The sequence below is a fragment of the Nocardia sp. CA-120079 genome, assembly GCF_050955745.1.
Classification (GTDB): Bacteria; Actinomycetota; Actinomycetes; order Mycobacteriales; family Mycobacteriaceae; genus Nocardia.
The window spans coordinates 5391963-5406906 of the sequence record NZ_CP192088.1 but is presented as its reverse complement, the minus strand read 5'-3'; the positions used below and the strand labels follow the sequence as shown (position 1 = coordinate 5406906).

The 14944-nt window shown below is 64.6% G+C and carries 15 protein-coding genes and 1 pseudogene; 12 read left to right on the top strand and 4 right to left on the bottom strand.

What is annotated here, in order from left to right; genetic code table 11:
* Positions 1–12 precede the first annotated feature (12 nt).
* The 5 genes from ACQPYR_RS24905 to ACQPYR_RS24885 are packed head-to-tail and all read left to right on the top strand — an operon-like array spanning position 13 to position 5328.
* Positions 13–1017 carry a sugar-binding transcriptional regulator gene (locus tag ACQPYR_RS24905; protein WP_433621372.1) on the top strand — a complete coding sequence of 335 codons (1005 nt, stop codon included), beginning with the start codon at positions 13–15 and terminating at the stop codon, positions 1015–1017.
* Complete coding sequence (locus ACQPYR_RS24900) at positions 1014–2366, top strand: ABC transporter substrate-binding protein (protein WP_433621371.1); 1353 nt, start codon at positions 1014–1016, stop codon at positions 2364–2366. Before ACQPYR_RS24905 ends, ACQPYR_RS24900 begins: the two co-directional genes overlap by 4 nt.
* 2 nt (positions 2367–2368) lie before the next feature.
* Entirely contained in the window at positions 2369–3337 is a 969-nt protein-coding gene (locus ACQPYR_RS24895) for a carbohydrate ABC transporter permease (RefSeq protein ID WP_433621370.1), read from the top strand.
* Entirely contained in the window at positions 3334–4206 is an 873-nt protein-coding gene (locus ACQPYR_RS24890) for a carbohydrate ABC transporter permease (RefSeq protein ID WP_433621369.1), read from the top strand. Before ACQPYR_RS24895 ends, ACQPYR_RS24890 begins: the two co-directional genes overlap by 4 nt.
* A gap of 9 nt (positions 4207–4215) precedes the next feature.
* Positions 4216–5328, top strand: coding sequence for an ABC transporter ATP-binding protein (locus tag ACQPYR_RS24885; RefSeq protein ID WP_433621368.1), 1113 nt, complete (start codon positions 4216–4218; stop codon positions 5326–5328).
* A 107-nt stretch (positions 5329–5435) separates the two neighbouring features.
* Here the strand turns inward: ACQPYR_RS24885 and ACQPYR_RS24880 are convergent, their stop codons facing one another.
* Positions 5436–6356 (bottom strand): NAD(P)-dependent oxidoreductase, encoded by a 921-nt coding sequence (locus tag ACQPYR_RS24880; RefSeq protein ID WP_433621367.1) that lies wholly within the window; start codon positions 6354–6356, stop codon positions 5436–5438.
* Between the two features lie 274 nt (positions 6357–6630).
* Positions 6631–6777 carry a hypothetical protein gene (locus tag ACQPYR_RS24875; RefSeq protein ID WP_433621366.1) on the bottom strand — a complete coding sequence of 49 codons (147 nt, stop codon included), beginning with the start codon at positions 6775–6777 and terminating at the stop codon, positions 6631–6633.
* Here ACQPYR_RS24875 and ACQPYR_RS24870 point away from each other — a divergent pair.
* Positions 6727–6870: pseudogene (locus tag ACQPYR_RS24870) on the top strand (phosphotransferase family protein); the annotation flags it as partial. The gene ACQPYR_RS24875 and the pseudogene ACQPYR_RS24870 overlap by 51 nt on opposite strands.
* 10 nt (positions 6871–6880) lie before the next feature.
* On the opposite strand, the gene ACQPYR_RS24865 reads toward ACQPYR_RS24870, so the two are convergent.
* A complete protein-coding gene (locus ACQPYR_RS24865; RefSeq protein ID WP_433621365.1) occupies positions 6881–8215 on the bottom strand; it encodes an FAD-dependent oxidoreductase in 1335 nt (444 codons plus the stop codon).
* Positions 8216–8402: 187 nt separating this feature from the next.
* Between ACQPYR_RS24865 and ACQPYR_RS24860 the strand changes: the two genes are divergently transcribed.
* From ACQPYR_RS24860 to ACQPYR_RS24850, 3 genes are all read left to right on the top strand, one after another.
* Positions 8403–8894 carry an aldehyde dehydrogenase family protein gene (locus ACQPYR_RS24860; protein ID WP_433621364.1) on the top strand — a complete coding sequence of 164 codons (492 nt, stop codon included), beginning with the start codon at positions 8403–8405 and terminating at the stop codon, positions 8892–8894.
* Complete coding sequence (locus tag ACQPYR_RS24855) at positions 8830–9207, top strand: aldehyde dehydrogenase family protein (protein ID WP_433621363.1); 378 nt, start codon at positions 8830–8832, stop codon at positions 9205–9207. Before ACQPYR_RS24860 ends, ACQPYR_RS24855 begins: the two co-directional genes overlap by 65 nt.
* A 63-nt stretch (positions 9208–9270) precedes the next feature.
* A complete protein-coding gene (locus ACQPYR_RS24850) occupies positions 9271–9975 on the top strand; it encodes a hypothetical protein (protein ID WP_433621362.1) in 705 nt (234 codons plus the stop codon).
* Between the two features lie 401 nt (positions 9976–10376).
* Here ACQPYR_RS24850 and ACQPYR_RS24845 read toward each other — a convergent pair whose 3' ends face one another.
* On the bottom strand, positions 10377–12344 hold the full coding sequence (locus ACQPYR_RS24845) for an FAD-dependent oxidoreductase (RefSeq protein WP_433621361.1): 1968 nt from the start codon (positions 12342–12344) through the stop codon (positions 10377–10379).
* A gap of 86 nt (positions 12345–12430) precedes the next feature.
* On the opposite strand from ACQPYR_RS24845, the gene ACQPYR_RS24840 reads away from it, so the two are divergent.
* From ACQPYR_RS24840 to ACQPYR_RS24830, 3 genes are read left to right on the top strand one after another with little or no spacing between them, the layout of a single operon-like run.
* A complete protein-coding gene (locus ACQPYR_RS24840; protein ID WP_433621360.1) occupies positions 12431–13120 on the top strand; it encodes an alpha/beta fold hydrolase in 690 nt (229 codons plus the stop codon).
* Positions 13121–13127: 7 nt separating this feature from the next.
* Positions 13128–14165, top strand: coding sequence for a substrate-binding domain-containing protein (locus ACQPYR_RS24835; RefSeq protein WP_433621359.1), 1038 nt, complete (start codon positions 13128–13130; stop codon positions 14163–14165).
* 2 nt (positions 14166–14167) lie between these two features.
* Complete coding sequence (locus tag ACQPYR_RS24830; RefSeq protein ID WP_433621358.1) at positions 14168–14938, top strand: SDR family NAD(P)-dependent oxidoreductase; 771 nt, start codon at positions 14168–14170, stop codon at positions 14936–14938.
* Positions 14939–14944: the final 6 nt, after the last annotated feature.

Below are 14944 nucleotides of genomic sequence, written 5' to 3'. Positions count from 1 at the left end.
GATCACACCTCAATGAGGAGCGCAGTGGCTACCGAAGCGTCCCGGCCGGGGAATCCGGACGATGTCCGGTTGGCATTGCGGGCTGCGCAGCTCTATCACCTCGAAGGCGCCACCCAGGCGGAAATCGCCGCCAAGCTGGGTGTTTCCCGCCCAACCGCGGGGCGGCTCATCGCCCGCGCCCGGGCGCAAGGGCTGGTGCGCATCGAGATCAATGTCCCGGACGAGCTGCGTTCGGCCGTACACGCCGATGTCGAGAGTGAGCTCGAAGCGAGGTTCGGGCTCACCGAAGCGGTGGTGCTCGGTGAGGTGCCCGATCGATCCCAGGCAAGCCTGCTCCCGTTCGGGCGCGCAGCGGTCGGCGTCCTGAACCGTCGACTGCGGACGACGGACACCCTTGGATTCACATGGGGGCCGGACACCATCGCGGTCGCGCATGAACTGTGGACGAAGTCGGCGCGGTGTGCGACCGTTGTCCAGCTGGACGGTTCGATGACCTCAGGTGACTACCAGACCGGCGTGGACTACACCCTCGGCCGCTGCGCCACACAGTTGCAGGCCACTCCCGTTCGGTTGCACGCACCGCTCTACGCGGATCCGGCGACCGTGACCGCGCTGGAACAGGATTCGTTGGTCGGCCGTGCCATGTCGTTGGGGCGCGATGCCGACGTAATGATGTTCGGCGTCGGACCGGTCTCCACCGCCACCACTCTGTTCGAGGGCAGCTATCTCGACACCGCGATTCTCGACGAACTACGCGAACTGGGCGCAGTCGGCGAAATCGGCGGCCGATTCTTCCGCTCCGACGGCAGCGATGTCGCGGGATCACTCGCCGCACGCACGGTTTCGGTTGGCCTCGACGCTATCCGGGCCTGCTCGACTTCGCTGCTGATTTCCGGCGGAGCGGCCAAGCACGAAGCCGTCCTCGGTGCGCTGCGGGGCGGACTGGCCACCATTCTCGTCACCGATATCGAGTGCGCACGGTGGCTGCTGGAAAAGAAGGAGAGTTCTGGCCGATGAACAGACATCATGCGAAAGCCGCTGCGGCACTGGCTGTCGCGGCCGTGATGGGGGTGGGCGGCTGTGCGGGCGCCGGATCTTTCAGCTCCAGCGGCGACACCGTCACCATCGCGATGGTTTCGAACTCACAGATGCAGGACGCCATCGCGCTGTCCGGTGAGTTCGAACGCGAAAATCCCGGGATCGAACTCAAATTCGTCTCGCTGTCGGAGAATCAGGCCCGCGCCAAGATCACCGCCTCGGTCGCCACCCACGGTGGCGAATTCGATGTGGTGATGATCAGCAACTACGAGACCCCGCAGTGGGCCAAGAACGGCTGGCTGGTCGACCTGTCGAATTACGAGCGCGAGACCCCCGGCTACGATGCCCAGGATTTCATCCCGTCGCTGCAGAAATCCCTGTCCTACCAGGGCGATATGTACTCCGTGCCGTTCTACGGCGAATCCTCGTTCCTGATGTACCGCAAGGATCTGTTCGAACAGGCGGGCCTGACCATGCCCGCCGAACCGACCTGGGATCAAATCGCCCAGGCCGCCGCGAAACTCGACGATCCCGCCGGTGGTCGCTCCGGTATCTGCCTGCGCGGTAAGCCTGGCTGGGGTGAATCGCTCGCACCGTTGAATACCGTGATCAACACCTTCGGCGGACGCTGGTTCGATGAGAACTGGCATGCCCAACTCAACAGTCCCGAAGTGATTCGTGCCGTCGAGTTCTACATCGACCTGGTGCGCGAACACGGTGAACCCGGCGCGGCCGCCAGTGGATTCAGCGAATGCGCCACACAGTTGTCCCAGGGCAACACCGCCATGTGGTACGACGCGACCTCGGCAGTCTCGGTGCTGGAAGATCCCGCATCCAGCAAGGTGGTCGGCAAGATCGGGTACGCGCCGGCACCGGTCATGCAGAAGCCGAACTCGGGCTGGCTCTACACCTGGTCGCTAGGGATTCCCAAATCCAGTGAAAAACCCGATGCGGCTTGGAAATTCATCTCGTGGATGACCGGTAGGCCCTACATCAAGATGGTCGGCGAGAAGCTCGGCTGGTCACATGTGCCACCGGGCAGCCGGATGTCGACCTATGAGATTCCCCAATACGCCGCGGCATCGAAGGCATACGGACCGTTGACGCTCGCGTCGATGCAGGGAGCCGATCCGGAACATCCCACCGTGGCGCCGGTGCCCTACACCGGAATTCAGTTCCTCGCCATCCCGGAGTTCCAAGACCTCGGAACCAGAGTGAGCCAGCAGATCAGCGCCGCCGTCGCGGGTCGGATCAGCGTCCATGACGCACTCGACCAAGCCCAGCAATATGCCGACGCGGTCGGCCGGTCGTATCGAGAGAACCAGTAGTCATGTCTGAAACCATCACAGCACCAGCAGATTCCGAGTCGACCACGGAAGAAGCACCACCATCGATCCGCGCGCGGCGCGACCGGCTCGCACGGGCCGAAGGCTGGCGCAGGCGTGGTCTGCTGCTGCCCGCGCTGATCTTCATGGTTGTGGTCACCCAGGTGCCGTTCGTCTTCACGCTGTATTACTCGACGCAATCGTGGAACCTGGTCCGGCCGGGCTCGCGCCATTTCATCGGATTGCAGAACTACGCGGATGTCTTCCGTGACAGCCAGTTCCGGCAGGTGACACTCAACACCGTCGTCATGATCGTCGGGACCGTCGTCATCTCGGTGATCCTCGGACTACTGCTGGCCCTGCTGCTCGATCGCGCGTTCTTCGGCCGCGGCATCGTCCGCACCCTGCTGATCACGCCCTTTCTGGTGACTCCCGTCGCGGCGGCGCTGATCTGGAAGACCACCATGCTGGACCCGGTGTTCGGGCTGGTGAATTTCGTGTTGAAGCCGTTCGGCGCCGGCCAGGTCGACTGGGTGAGCAAGTATCCGCTGCCTGCGGTGATGGCGGATCTGGTGTGGCAGTGGACGCCGTTCATGATGCTGCTGATCCTGGCCGGGCTGCAATCGATGCCACGCGATATCGTCGAGGCCGCCCGCGTCGACGGCGCGAACTCACTGCAGGTCTTCCGTGAGCTCACCCTCCCGCACCTGCGTCGGTTCATCGAACTGGGGGCCGTACTGGGGGCGATCTACCTGGTCAACACCTTCGACGCGGTGTACATGATGACCTCAGGTGGGCCGGGCATCGCCAGCTCCAATCTGCCCTTCTACATCTATCAGCGCGCCTTCCTCGGTTTCGATATCGGTCAGGCCGCGGCGATGGGGGTCGTCACCGTAATCGCTACCACCATCGTCGCGACGTTCGCGCTGCGACTGCTTTTCAAGTCCTTCACCGGAAAAGAGGAAGCCGCATGAACGCGCATGCGCTTGCCGACAAACCCACTGCGGCACAGCAGGTTCCGATACGTCGTCGGCGCAACCGGGGCGGCATGCTGTGGGGTGCGCTGGCCTGGGTGATCGGCATCGGAATGTTCTTCCCGGTGCTGTGGATGGTGCTGACGGCGTTCAAACAAGAGGGCGACGCCTACACCGATCCGCCGAAGCTGTTCTTCACCCCGACCATGGACCAGTTCTCCGCGGTCCTCGACAGCGGCATCGGCACCACGCTGCTGAACTCCGTCTTCGCCACCGGGATGTCGACGATTCTCGTTCTGGCCCTGGGCATTCCGGCGGCGTTCGCGCTGTCGCTGCGCCCGGTGCGTAACTCCCGTGACGCGCTGATGTTCTTCATCGGCACCAAGATGCTGCCGATCGTGGCGGCAATCGTGCCGCTGTATGTGATCGTCGGCAATATCGGTGTGCTGGACAATATTTGGGCGCTGGTCATCCTCTATACCGCGATGAATCTGCCGATCGCGGTGTGGATGATGCGCTCGTTCTTCCTGGAGGTTCCCGGCGAACTGCTCGAGGCCGCGAGCATGGACGGCGCGAGCCTGTGGACCGCGGTGCGCGAGGTGATCCTGCCGCTGGTCTCACCCGGCATCGCCGCCACCGCGCTGATCTGCGTCATATTCTCCTGGAACGAATTCTTCTTCGCGGTGAACTTGACCGCCGTACAGGCACAGACGATTCCGGTGTTCCTGGTCGGCTTCATCACCGGTGAGGGCTTGTACTGGGCGCGGCTGTCCGCGGCCGCGGTGCTCAGCGCCCTGCCCGTCGTTCTCGCCGGCTGGCTCGCACAGAACAAGCTGGTGCGCGGCCTGTCCTTCGGCGCCATCAAGTAAGGAAAACTCATGGCCACAATCCATTACGACTCCGCATCGTGTGTCTATCCGGGCGCGGAAACGCTCGCGGTCGACTCGCTCGACCTCGATATCGCCGATGGTGAGTTCATCGTCCTGGTCGGGCCGTCGGGCTCGGGTAAATCCACCGCATTGCGTATGCTCGCCGGCCTGGAGGAGATCGACGGCGGCTCCATCCGTATCGACGGTCAGGACATGGTCGGTGTGTCGTCCAAGGACCGCGATATCGCCATGGTGTTCCAGAATTACGCGCTCTACCCGAACAAAACCGTCGGCGAAAATATGGGTTTCGCATTGAAGATGATGAAAGTGCCGGTAGCCGAACGCAAACGCCGCGTCGCCGAGGCCGCCGAACTGCTCGGTCTCACTCCGTATCTGAACCGCAAACCGGCGAAACTGTCCGGCGGACAACGGCAACGGGTGGCGATGGGGCGCGCGATCGTGCGTGAGCCGCGGGTGTTCTGCATGGACGAGCCGCTGAGCAACCTCGACGCCAAGTTGCGCGTACAGACCCGCACCCAGATCGCCGCGCTACAGCGGCGGCTGGGCACCACCACCGTCTATGTCACCCACGACCAGGTGGAGGCCATGACCATGGGGGACCGGGTGGCGGTACTGCGCGACGGCCGGTTGCAGCAGTTCAGCACCCCAGCCGAGCTCTACGACCGGCCTACGAACGCGTTCGTCGCCGGATTCATCGGGTCCCCGTCGATGAACCTGTTCCAGGTGCCCCTCACCCCCGGTGGCGTCGACATCGCAGGCACCACAATGGAATTGCCGCGTGAACAAGTGACCCGCCTCGCCGAAATGGGCCTGGACACGGTGACCATCGGCATCCGGCCAGAACAGCTCGAACTGCGCCGCGACGGAACGGGTTTCACCGTCACCGTGGAACTCGTCGAGGAACTCGGCAGCGAATCGTATGTGTACGCGCGCATACCGGGTGCGCCGATCACCGGCCTCGACGGCGAACCGTTCACCTTCGTCGCCCGCTCGGCAACCCGCGCCCCAGCCAAACTGGCCGAATCGGTCACGCTACAGGTCAGCGACCCCGCCTCGATTCATCTGTTCCATCCCGTGAACGGAACGCGCATCGCCGACTAGCTCGAGTTTCGACCGGTAACGGGCGGTTCGGTGCCCGGTTGATCTTGAATGAAGCGCTTTGCTGATGATTCCTATCGCGGCTGATGCTGGGAGATGGCTCGACGTCGCTACGCTGGCAGCCCGGCCCGGCGCCGAGCCACGGCGGCGACGGCGGCCCAGTCCTTATCGCCGTCGCCGTGGGCGAGGGCGTCGAGGAAGGCGTCGCGCAGCACGCTGCCGAAGGGCAGCGGGACGTTCGCCGCGGCGCCGCCGGTGAGCGCGAGGTTGACGTCTTTGAGGCCGAGTGGCAGCCGGAAGCCAGCTGGTTCGTAGCGCCGTTCGGCGACCATTGCGCCGTAGCCTGAGTAGATCGGCCCAGGAAACAGTGTGCCGCTGAGCATTTCGACCAGGTCGGTGGGCCGGACACCGTGGGACTCCGCCAAACTGCACGCCTCGGCCATGGACTCGATGGCGCAGGCGATCAGGAAGTTGGCGCTGATCTTTGCGGCGTTGGCGTGGCTCGGGCGGGTGCCGAAATGCCAGGTGTGCCGGCCCATCGCGGACAGCAGCGGTGCGACCTTCGCCAGCGCCGTCTCGTCGCCGGCGGCGAGAATGTTCAGTTCGCCGACGGCGGCTACTTGGGGCCGGCCCAGGACGGGCGCGGCGACGTACCCGATGCCGTGCTCGGTGTGCAGGGCTTCGGCCCGCTCGGCGAGTGCGATCGATACCGTCGCCATGTTGAGGTGCACGGCTGCCTTCGCGTTTGCCAGCAGCGCCGGGTCCAGCAGCTGCTCCACGGCATGGTCGTCGGCCAACATGGAGACGACCGTCTCGGCGGCGAACACGTCTGCGAGGTGCCCGGCCGCGTCGGCGCCCTGTGCGACCAGGGCGGCGACCGGTTCGGGGGAGCGGTTCCAGACCAGGAGCCGATAACCTGCCCGAAGCAGGCTGGCGCCCATGCCCTGCCCCATCGCGCCGAGCCCGACGAAACCAACTGTCATTCCAGTCATCGCACACTCCTCGTTGTAGTCCTCGGCCGACCGACTCAACGGCGGCCATTTCCTGGTCGATGGCCCGTGCAACTGGGTCGGACGGACTAATTCATCGTCTCTCTTTGCGGCGGCCGATCCCGAGGCGCGAAGCTGTTCGGACGGTCCGCGAGGCTGATGATCGTCCCAAAGGGTCCGATTTGGTGACCGGTCCCGATCGAGACGGGTCGGGTCCCGAGTGCTCGGACGAACTGCGCGAGACGAGCCCGGTCTTCTTCAACACCTTCGCCCAGGGCTACTGGGTGTCCACCCGTCATGACGCGGTACGCGACATCTACAAATTGCCGGAGGTGTTCTCGAGCGAGTCGATCACGGCGACTTCAGGATCGACAACACCATTCTCGATCTGGCTGGACCGGAGATCGTCCGTCTCGCTCTCGCCAACTTCAAGCTCGCGGTCATCGGTGCGGGAATTACCCACCGGGCTCGGCAAGGTGCCGACGCCGGGAACGGCGCGGCCGAGGCGACACCGGAGTTCATGGCCGCAGGCTTACGTGCACTACGGAGGAGGTGAACCATAGCGGTCAGCAAGCGGCGACGGCACGGTCGGCTGCCGCCCGGTCAGCCGCGGCGAGTCCGAATACGAGAGCGGCGGCAATTCCGCCGGTGTACGCGTGGTCGTAGAGACCGCCGATATCGGCGCCCGCCGCGAAGAGTCCTTTGATGGTTCCGCCACTTGCGGCGAGGACCCTGCTGTATCGGTCGATGCGAATGCCGTGAAATGGAAATGTCAGGGCGGGGCACACCTCGATGACGTAATACGGGCCGTGGTCGAGCGCTCGCGCGTCGTAGGTGCGCGGGGGCTGCGCTGCTGCGCCCGCTGCGTTGACAGCCCGGATCTGCGCGGCGATGCCGACGCCGTCGTACCCCCATTCGGTGGGCAGATATGCGAAGTCGTCGAGGCTTTCGGCGATGCCACAACGGCCGCCGCGGCGTTGTGCCAGATCGAACTTGTCGAGCGCTTGCGCGCCTTCGACGTAACTTCCGGTGATCCAGTCGCGGTAGACCCGCTCGTCGGCGACGAGCAATCCTCGGGACTCGGGTTGGTCCAGCAGTTCCATGGTGGTCAGGTGATCGCCGACGGTTTCATCGGTGAACCGGCGGTTGTCGAGATTGAACAGCAGGGCGTGCTCGCTGTAGTACAACGACAGCGCGACGAAGTCGGACGGGTCGCGAAACTCTACCCCGGCGGGAATGAGGTGGCCGTAGAAACCGGAGCGTTGCGTGCCTGTCGCGGCCCCGACGCACTCGGCAAGCCGAAGTCCGTCGCCGATGCTGGTCGGGTTGGACCGCAACTGTATCGCGCTCGCATCGGGATGGATGTATCTGTCGACCAGCTCCGGATTCGCCTGGAACCCGCCGGTCGCGAGTATCGTTGCGCCAGCGCGAAACTCGCGTTCGGTGCCATCCGGAAGTCGCACACGAGCGCCGACGACGGAACCGTCCTCGGTGAGCAGGGCTCGAGTGTCGGCGTCGGTGAGCAACTCGCCCTCGGCACGGATCCGTCGGCGACATTCGTCTATGTACCGGTTGGTGTCGAATTGATGGCCGGAACCGTAGCGCAGGACGGTAACCGCATCCGCGCATTCGACGCCGAGCGACCTGATCCAAGCGATACCAGGGCCGAATCCGTCGACAAGTGCGCGGCGCAGCTCGATATCGCCGCGCGGGTTGACCTGGTCCATGATCGCGTGGGAGGGGGCGGTCCAGGCATATCCCGCGAATTGCGCGGATCCGCCTACTGCGGCGGCTTTTTCGACGACGATCACCGAATTGCCTCGATGCAGCGATCGAGCCGCCGCGGTTAGCCCGGCCATCCCGCCGCCGATGACGAGTACGTCGGTGTGGACCTCTGGCATTCGATGCTCCTCACGCGTCGCGATGCTGCCCACCCTAACTCTAAAACTGAAGTCAGTTCAAGTGCCGAATTTGCTTGTGAAGTGGATCACGGCGCATGTACGGTGAGCCCCGAACCGAGTTCAACTCAGTTTGGTTCGGCGACAGCGCGCCGACGATTGGGAACCTTGCCTTCGAGAGGAGCTTCGCGTGATCGATCGCGAATTCACTGGATTCTTTATCGGGGGATCTTGGCGAAAGACGTCCTCCGACGACCGATTCGAGGTGATTTCGCCGGCGAGCGGCAAGCCGATCGGTTCGGTGCCCGCGGCCACCCAAGCGGATATCGACGCGGCCGTTGCCGCCGCCCGAGAGGCTTTCGATGGGTCCGACTGGCCGAAACTTATTCCAGCGCAGCGCGGTGAGTACCTCGTTCGCCTTGCCGCGGCGATCGCCGCACACCGGAAGGAACTCGCCGAGCTCATCACCGACGAACTGGGCTGCAGCCGTCTGCTCTCCCAGGTGTACCAGGCCGTCGCGCCGACAATGAGCCTGAATTACGTCGCCGAAGTAGCGAAGTCGCTACAGACCAGCGAGCTCCGTGTCAGCGACCTGTCCCCGTTTGCGGGATCGGGGGATGCGGTCGGCGTCATCCCGATGGCGGGCAAGAGCCTCGTCGTCAAGGATCGCGCACAACGGTGAAGACGATGCCGTCCGGATCGCCGATCAGAGTCGCTACGGTCTTGCCGGATCGGTCTTCACCGCCGACACCGCACATGGTTTCGAGCTCGCACGCAGAATTCGAACAGGAACATTCTCGGTGAACACATTCGCCGCATATCTCGGATCTCCTTTCGGAGATTACAAAGAGTCCGGCCTCGGGCGCGAGCACGGCGTCGGCGCGGTACAGGAGTACCTGCTGGAGAAGACCATCTCCATCGATCCCAGCCTCGACCTCCCCGAAGAAGTCGTATCCGGCGTACCCGTCGGACACGGTCCGGGCATTACCGCCTGATTCCAGAATCAGTAGTAATGCCAACTTGTTTCGACACATGAAGAAGCGATGAGGATTCAAGCAATGAAATTCAAGAAGTTCGCGGTAACGGCTGCGCTGGTGACCACCGGACTCGGTATCAGCGCCGGGACCGCCCATGCCGCGCCCACCTCCGGCCACGGTGACGTCGATTTCACCGCTTCGGCGACCGACCGGTCCACGATCATCACGACCAGCGCGGGATCGATGGTTGTCGAGGACGGTGTATTCAAGATCAAGGCAGCCGATGGGGCCACCCTGGCCGGTACCGAATTGCGGTTCCGTGTTGATGATTTCGAGTTCCCGATCGCGGCGGAGATCAACGACCGCACGGCGACCCTGAGCCCCCAATTCGATATGGCACACGCGACCTACAAGCCGGTTGCGTTGCCATATGAGGATCAGGCGCCGTGGAAGACCCAGTATGACCGTGAGCAGGCCGCTTGGAACCGCCTGACCAGCACCATCAGTGCGGGTGCCACGATCGGCACGCTGGTCGGCGGTCTGGCCGGCGGCGCGGCGGGCTGCGTACTCGGCGGCATCGCCGGAGCCACGGTCGCCGCGGCCACCATCGTCGGCTTGTTCGGTCCGTTCATTCCGGCCGCAGCCGTCGGTTGCCTGGGCGGCATCGTCGCCATCGGCGCGCTGGGCACGCTGGCCGGTCAGATCCTGGTAACCGCGCCGGTCGCGATCGGTGCGGCGATCCAGTACTTCACCACCATCAACCAGCCGATGCCCGCCCCGAAGTAGTTCGCCGAGTGCGACAGTAGGCAACGGTCAAGCTCACGCCCCGCCCGGATCCCTTGCCGGGCGGGGCGTGCGTAGGTATACGGCCACTATGTGCGGCATCGGACGCAGTGTCGTCGGTATGACGCGCAGAGTGCGCCGCACGAGGGCGGCGCACCAGGTGTGGTCTGCGTCGGTTGACCATGCGTCAGCGCATGGAGATGAGCCGCGACCGGGCAGCAATCGCTCGGTCGCGGCACGCCGCAGGTGAGTTCCGCCCATGGTGGGAAAATAGCGTCGGTCCGCGTCTGCAACCCGGCCAGAGCCGCGCACGAGCCCCGGGTCTGGCGAAGCCATCGGGGCAGGACCAGCCGTTTCCCGAGTCGCTGGTGATGGCCGAGGTGAAACCATGAGCGGTGCCGTGCTCACACGAGCCGGCCCGATCGGACAGCCGTGTCCGTGATCGCCTGCGCCGCAGCGTATCCCTCCGCCACCGCGTGCGAGACCCGGCGTGGCACGACGGCATCCCCGATCACCTGCACTCGTGCTCGCGCAGGGGCCTGCGCGATGTCATGCCAGTCGGAGGCGATTCTTTCTCCGACGGCAACAGCGCGGTCGCAGGTAAGCTCGAATGTCCTGCCCGACAGGAGATGTCGGCACCAGACCATAGTGCCTGCGCCGTTTGTTCGCATCTCCGTAACGGCCGCGCCGACGATGAACTCCACTGGGCTCCCGGCGAGCCTTTTCATCAGTTGGACCCGGCTCTCCGGCGGGATGGTTGCCGCAAATGCGGGTCCCGGGACCACCACGGTCACCTGTGCGGCTCCTGCTGCCAGCGCGGCTTCCAGCGCGCCGACGGTAAGCCATGTGCCGAAGCCGTCGTCGGCGATGACCACCCCATCTCCCGGTGATATCGCATGCCGATCGGCGATGAGACCTGTCGAGGACAGCGCACCGGGCGTGCGGAGTTCAGTAGCGCCGGAAGCGACGATGACCTCATCGAAATCGCCCAGTTCATGAAGCGTTACGCGGTGTCCGAGTCGCACATCGGCGTTCCCGAGATTGTCTGTGTAGAACCGAAGCAACTTCGACCAGCCCGCTCGGTTCGGCGCCTGCGCCGCCACCGCCAACTGCCCGCCGATTCGCTCGTGCGCCTCGAAAAGCGTCACCTCGTGCGTCGCGGTGAGTTGGAGTGTGGCCTCCAGACCGGCGGGTCCGGCGCCCACTACTGCCACTCGCCGCGACGCCGCCGGTGGCGGGCCGAACTGGAGCGGCGATGCCGGGCGGGCGTCGTGGCCGGGCGGGGCCAAGATCGGATTCACCGAACACAGCAGGACCGGAGTGAATGTGCGGCAGTCCTCATTGCACGATACGCACGGACGGATCTGAGAGTCATTGCCCCGCAGCAACTTTTGCGGCAGTTGTGGATCGGCGATGAGCGGCCGAGCCAGCCCGATCAAATCGGCTCCGGCCACCAATGCGGATTCGATGTCCTGGCTGGAGCGAAACGCCTGCGACACCAGCAACGGCCGCGCCGTTGCCGTGCGCAGCCTCCGTACGTGCGTAAGCAGGGGCGGCTCGGATGTTGCCATATCGCGCACGTATGTGGTCCGCACGCCCGCGGTCACATTCACATAGTCGAACATATCGAGCAACGGCATCAGCTCGCAGAGTCCGTCCAGGTCCAGACCGGCCTCTTCCGCACCATCGATCGAAACACGCACCCCGAGCACCACTTCCGGACACGACGCCGTGATCTCGGCATGCAGCCGGTGCAGAACCTGCACCCGCCCCGCAACCGCGCCGGACTCCGCTCGGGTGTTGGAAGCGGGCGAAAGGAACTGAGCCAGCAAATAGCCATGGGCCGCATGCAGTTCGATCGCGGGGAACCCCGCTTCGATGGCATGGCGGGAACTGACCACAAAGCTCGCGATCATCCGATCGACATCGGCTTCGGCCATCGCCCTGGCGCGCACCGGCTCCCGCGGCGATCTGATGCTCGACGGCGCGATCGGGTGCTCCCAGATCTCGGCTCCGAGTGTTTCGCGTCCGAGGTGCACGAGCTGACATACCGGTACCGCACCCTCGCTCCGGATCGCGGTCGCTCGCGCCCGTAGCCCGCCGATCGCCTCGGGCCGCCATGCCTCGGTGATATTGCCGATTCGATTCGCCGATTCCGGACTCACGACCGTGCCACCCGCGATCACCATCGCCGCGCCTCCGGCGGCGCAGCGCCGCCAGTACTCCGCGTCCCCGGGCTGTGCCAGCCCGCCGGCGACCACTCCGGATCCGTGCGCGGTGGCCACCAGGCGATTACGCAGTTGTACTGCGGCGATCCGCAGCGGCCGGGACGCCTGGCGAGTGGGTACAAGATCTTCTTGAACTGGATTCACTTCATGAGTTTGCCTCCATGTGATTGACACCACAAGGGGCTGCGGATAAATTCTCAAACTGAGGTCAGTTCAGTTTCGGAGGTTCGATGTCTTTTTTGCTCGTGCACGGCGCGGGTATGGCCGCCTCCTGCTGGGATCGGTTACTGCCGTTGCTCAGTGGGCCGGCGGTCGCCGTGGACCTGCCCGGCCGCGGGAAGCGGTCCGACCGTGATATTCGCGGGGTCACCCTGGACGACTGTGCCAAAGCCATCGTCGAGGACGCGGCCGATCTCACCGACGTTGTGATGGTCGCGCATTCGTTCGCCGGAGTGTCGGTTCCGAGGGTGCTGCCGGAGCTCGCGGATCGCATCCAGCACGTCGTATTCCTGTCCGCTGTCGTGCCGCCGCACGGGACACGCGTTCTCGACCAGATCGATCCGGCTGTCCGGGCCGCGGTGCAGCAGTCGATCGTCGGCGGGGTTTATCACCAGGATCGCGCCGCCGCGATTGCCATGTTGTGCAACGACATGTCACCCGAGCAGACGGCATGGACTGCTGATCAGGTAATCGATGATTCGGCGGCGTTGCTCGAGGAAACGGTAGATCTCTCGGGCCTGTCGGCCGACCTTCCGCGAACCTACATTCGCCTCACCGAAGATGCGTGCTATTCGCCGCATCTGCAATCGCGGTCCGCCGACCTCGTCGGCGGAAGCACCCGTTTTCTCGAATCGGGCCACATGCCGATGGTCTCGATCCCGAACGATCTGGCCGCTCTTCTCGATCAGGTAAGGAAATAGATCCCTCATGAAATCGCTGACCAAGGCGGTCGCGGCTCTCGCGATTGTTGCCTCGACATTCGGCCTTGCCGCCTGCGGTGGGAGTTCGTCCGCCTCGAAGCCCATCGAAGGGAGCTGGGAGGACGTGGTCGCCGCGGCCGACGAGGAGGGCGCCGTGATGCTCTACTCGAGCCAGAAGCCTGCCAACCTCGAAGCCCTGAAGACCGCGTTCCAAGCAAAGTATCCGCGGATCAAACTGGACTTCGTGCGCGGTACCGACGCCGACATCAACCCGCGAGTGGAGACCGAGAAGAAGACCGGGAAGGGCACCGCCGATGTGCACATGCTGACCGATGCGGCGTGGATTGCCAATGCCGCGAAATCGGGGTCGTACTCCACCGAGTTGGTCGGGCCGGACCTGAAAGCGCCCGAGTATCAGCCGGACAAGAGTGTGCTCAACAACCGGTTCTTCCTGTCGAGCGCGGCGGTTTTCGCACTGGGCTGGAACACCGGTGCGGTCCCGAACGGCGTGAAATCTCCCCAGGACATAGTGAATCCCGCCTATCGGGGCAAGATCGGAATCGTCAATCCGTCCGGCATCGCCTCCTACGTCGATCTGTACCGGTACTACGCGCGCGTCTACGGCGCGGACTACTGGAAGCAACTCGCCGCCCTGAAGCCGCGAATCTACCCGAGCGCGCTGGGTGTCGCCCAGGCACTGACCTCCGGTGAAATAGTCGTGACGCCTTCGGTGCAGCCCTTGGTGACCGAAGTAGCCGCGGGTGCGCCGGTCAATTGGGCTCTGCCACCTGCGCCGTGGGGCACCCCCTGGTACAGCCAGGTGACGAGTGTGGCGCCGCATCCCAATGCCGCTCAGGTACTGGCGAATTTCATGGTCACCCGCGAAGGACAGACAGCGCTCAACGGGGGATACGCGGCGGCGTTGGCCGATATCCCGGGCGCGGTGGCCCGGGCTCAGGACATCGCCGCACCCGACACCAGTGATCTGACGCCCGAGAAGATCGAGAAGTACTCCCAAGAGTGGTCACAACTTTTCCAGAGCTGACAATGGACAGGAGTACTGCATTGCGCGGAGTCAACGTATTGGTCACCGGCGCGTCCGGCGGAATCGGCGGCGCGGCCGCCGAACTGTTCGCCAGCAAGGGCGCGACGGTGTACCTCACCGACCTCGACGATGCGGCGGGGGAGCGCCGCGCACACGAACTTGGGCCGACCGCGCATTACCGCCGTCTCGACGTGACGGCCGAATCCGATTGGCAGGCGGTCACTTCCGATATGGATCGTGCGGGACACCCCCTCCAGGTGCTGGTGAACAGTGCTGGAGCGGCAATGAAAGCCCCGCTGACGCAAACCACGCTGCAGCAGTTCCGCAGGATGATCGACCTCAATCTGGTCGGCACCTTCCTCGGACTGCAGGCGGCCGCCGCGGCGATGGTCAGCGGCGGGGCGGTCATCAATATCTCGTCGCTGCGGGGCGTGCTCGCGACCGCTGAACTCGGCGCCTACGGCGCGTCGAAGTTCGGTGTCCGCGCCTTGAGCAAAGTCGCGGCACTGGAATTGGCCGATCGCGGCATCCGCGTCAACACGGTGTGTCCGGGCAGCATCGACACCGAGATCACCGCGATTCCCGACTTCGCCGCCGACGATGTCGAAGCCTATGTGCGATCCATCCCCATGCAGCGGCGCGGCAGCCCCATGGAGGTCGCGAAGGCGATCTTGTTCCTTGCCGGTGACGACAGCAGCTATGTCACCGGGATCGACTTGCTGGTCGATGGCGGTATCGCCGCCGGCGTCCGCACACCCAAGAAGCAGACCTAGAAGGCA

Coding starts and splice junctions, on each gene's coding strand:
- ACQPYR_RS24900 (WP_433621371.1), top strand. CDS start 1,014: ATGAACAGACATCATGCGAAAGCCGCTGCGGCACTGGCTGTCGCGGCC.
- ACQPYR_RS24905 (WP_433621372.1), top strand. CDS start 13: ATGAGGAGCGCAGTGGCTACCGAAGCGTCCCGGCCGGGGAATCCGGAC.
- ACQPYR_RS24885 (WP_433621368.1), top strand. CDS start 4,216: ATGGCCACAATCCATTACGACTCCGCATCGTGTGTCTATCCGGGCGCG.
- ACQPYR_RS24840 (WP_433621360.1), top strand. CDS start 12,431: ATGTCTTTTTTGCTCGTGCACGGCGCGGGTATGGCCGCCTCCTGCTGG.
- ACQPYR_RS24830 (WP_433621358.1), top strand. CDS start 14,168: ATGGACAGGAGTACTGCATTGCGCGGAGTCAACGTATTGGTCACCGGC.
- ACQPYR_RS24890 (WP_433621369.1), top strand. CDS start 3,334: ATGAACGCGCATGCGCTTGCCGACAAACCCACTGCGGCACAGCAGGTT.
- ACQPYR_RS24895 (WP_433621370.1), top strand. CDS start 2,369: ATGTCTGAAACCATCACAGCACCAGCAGATTCCGAGTCGACCACGGAA.
- ACQPYR_RS24835 (WP_433621359.1), top strand. CDS start 13,128: ATGAAATCGCTGACCAAGGCGGTCGCGGCTCTCGCGATTGTTGCCTCG.
- ACQPYR_RS24855 (WP_433621363.1), top strand. CDS start 8,830: ATGCGGTCGGCGTCATCCCGATGGCGGGCAAGAGCCTCGTCGTCAAGG.
- ACQPYR_RS24850 (WP_433621362.1), top strand. CDS start 9,271: ATGAAATTCAAGAAGTTCGCGGTAACGGCTGCGCTGGTGACCACCGGA.
- ACQPYR_RS24865 (WP_433621365.1), bottom strand. CDS start 8,215: ATGCCAGAGGTCCACACCGACGTACTCGTCATCGGCGGCGGGATGGCC.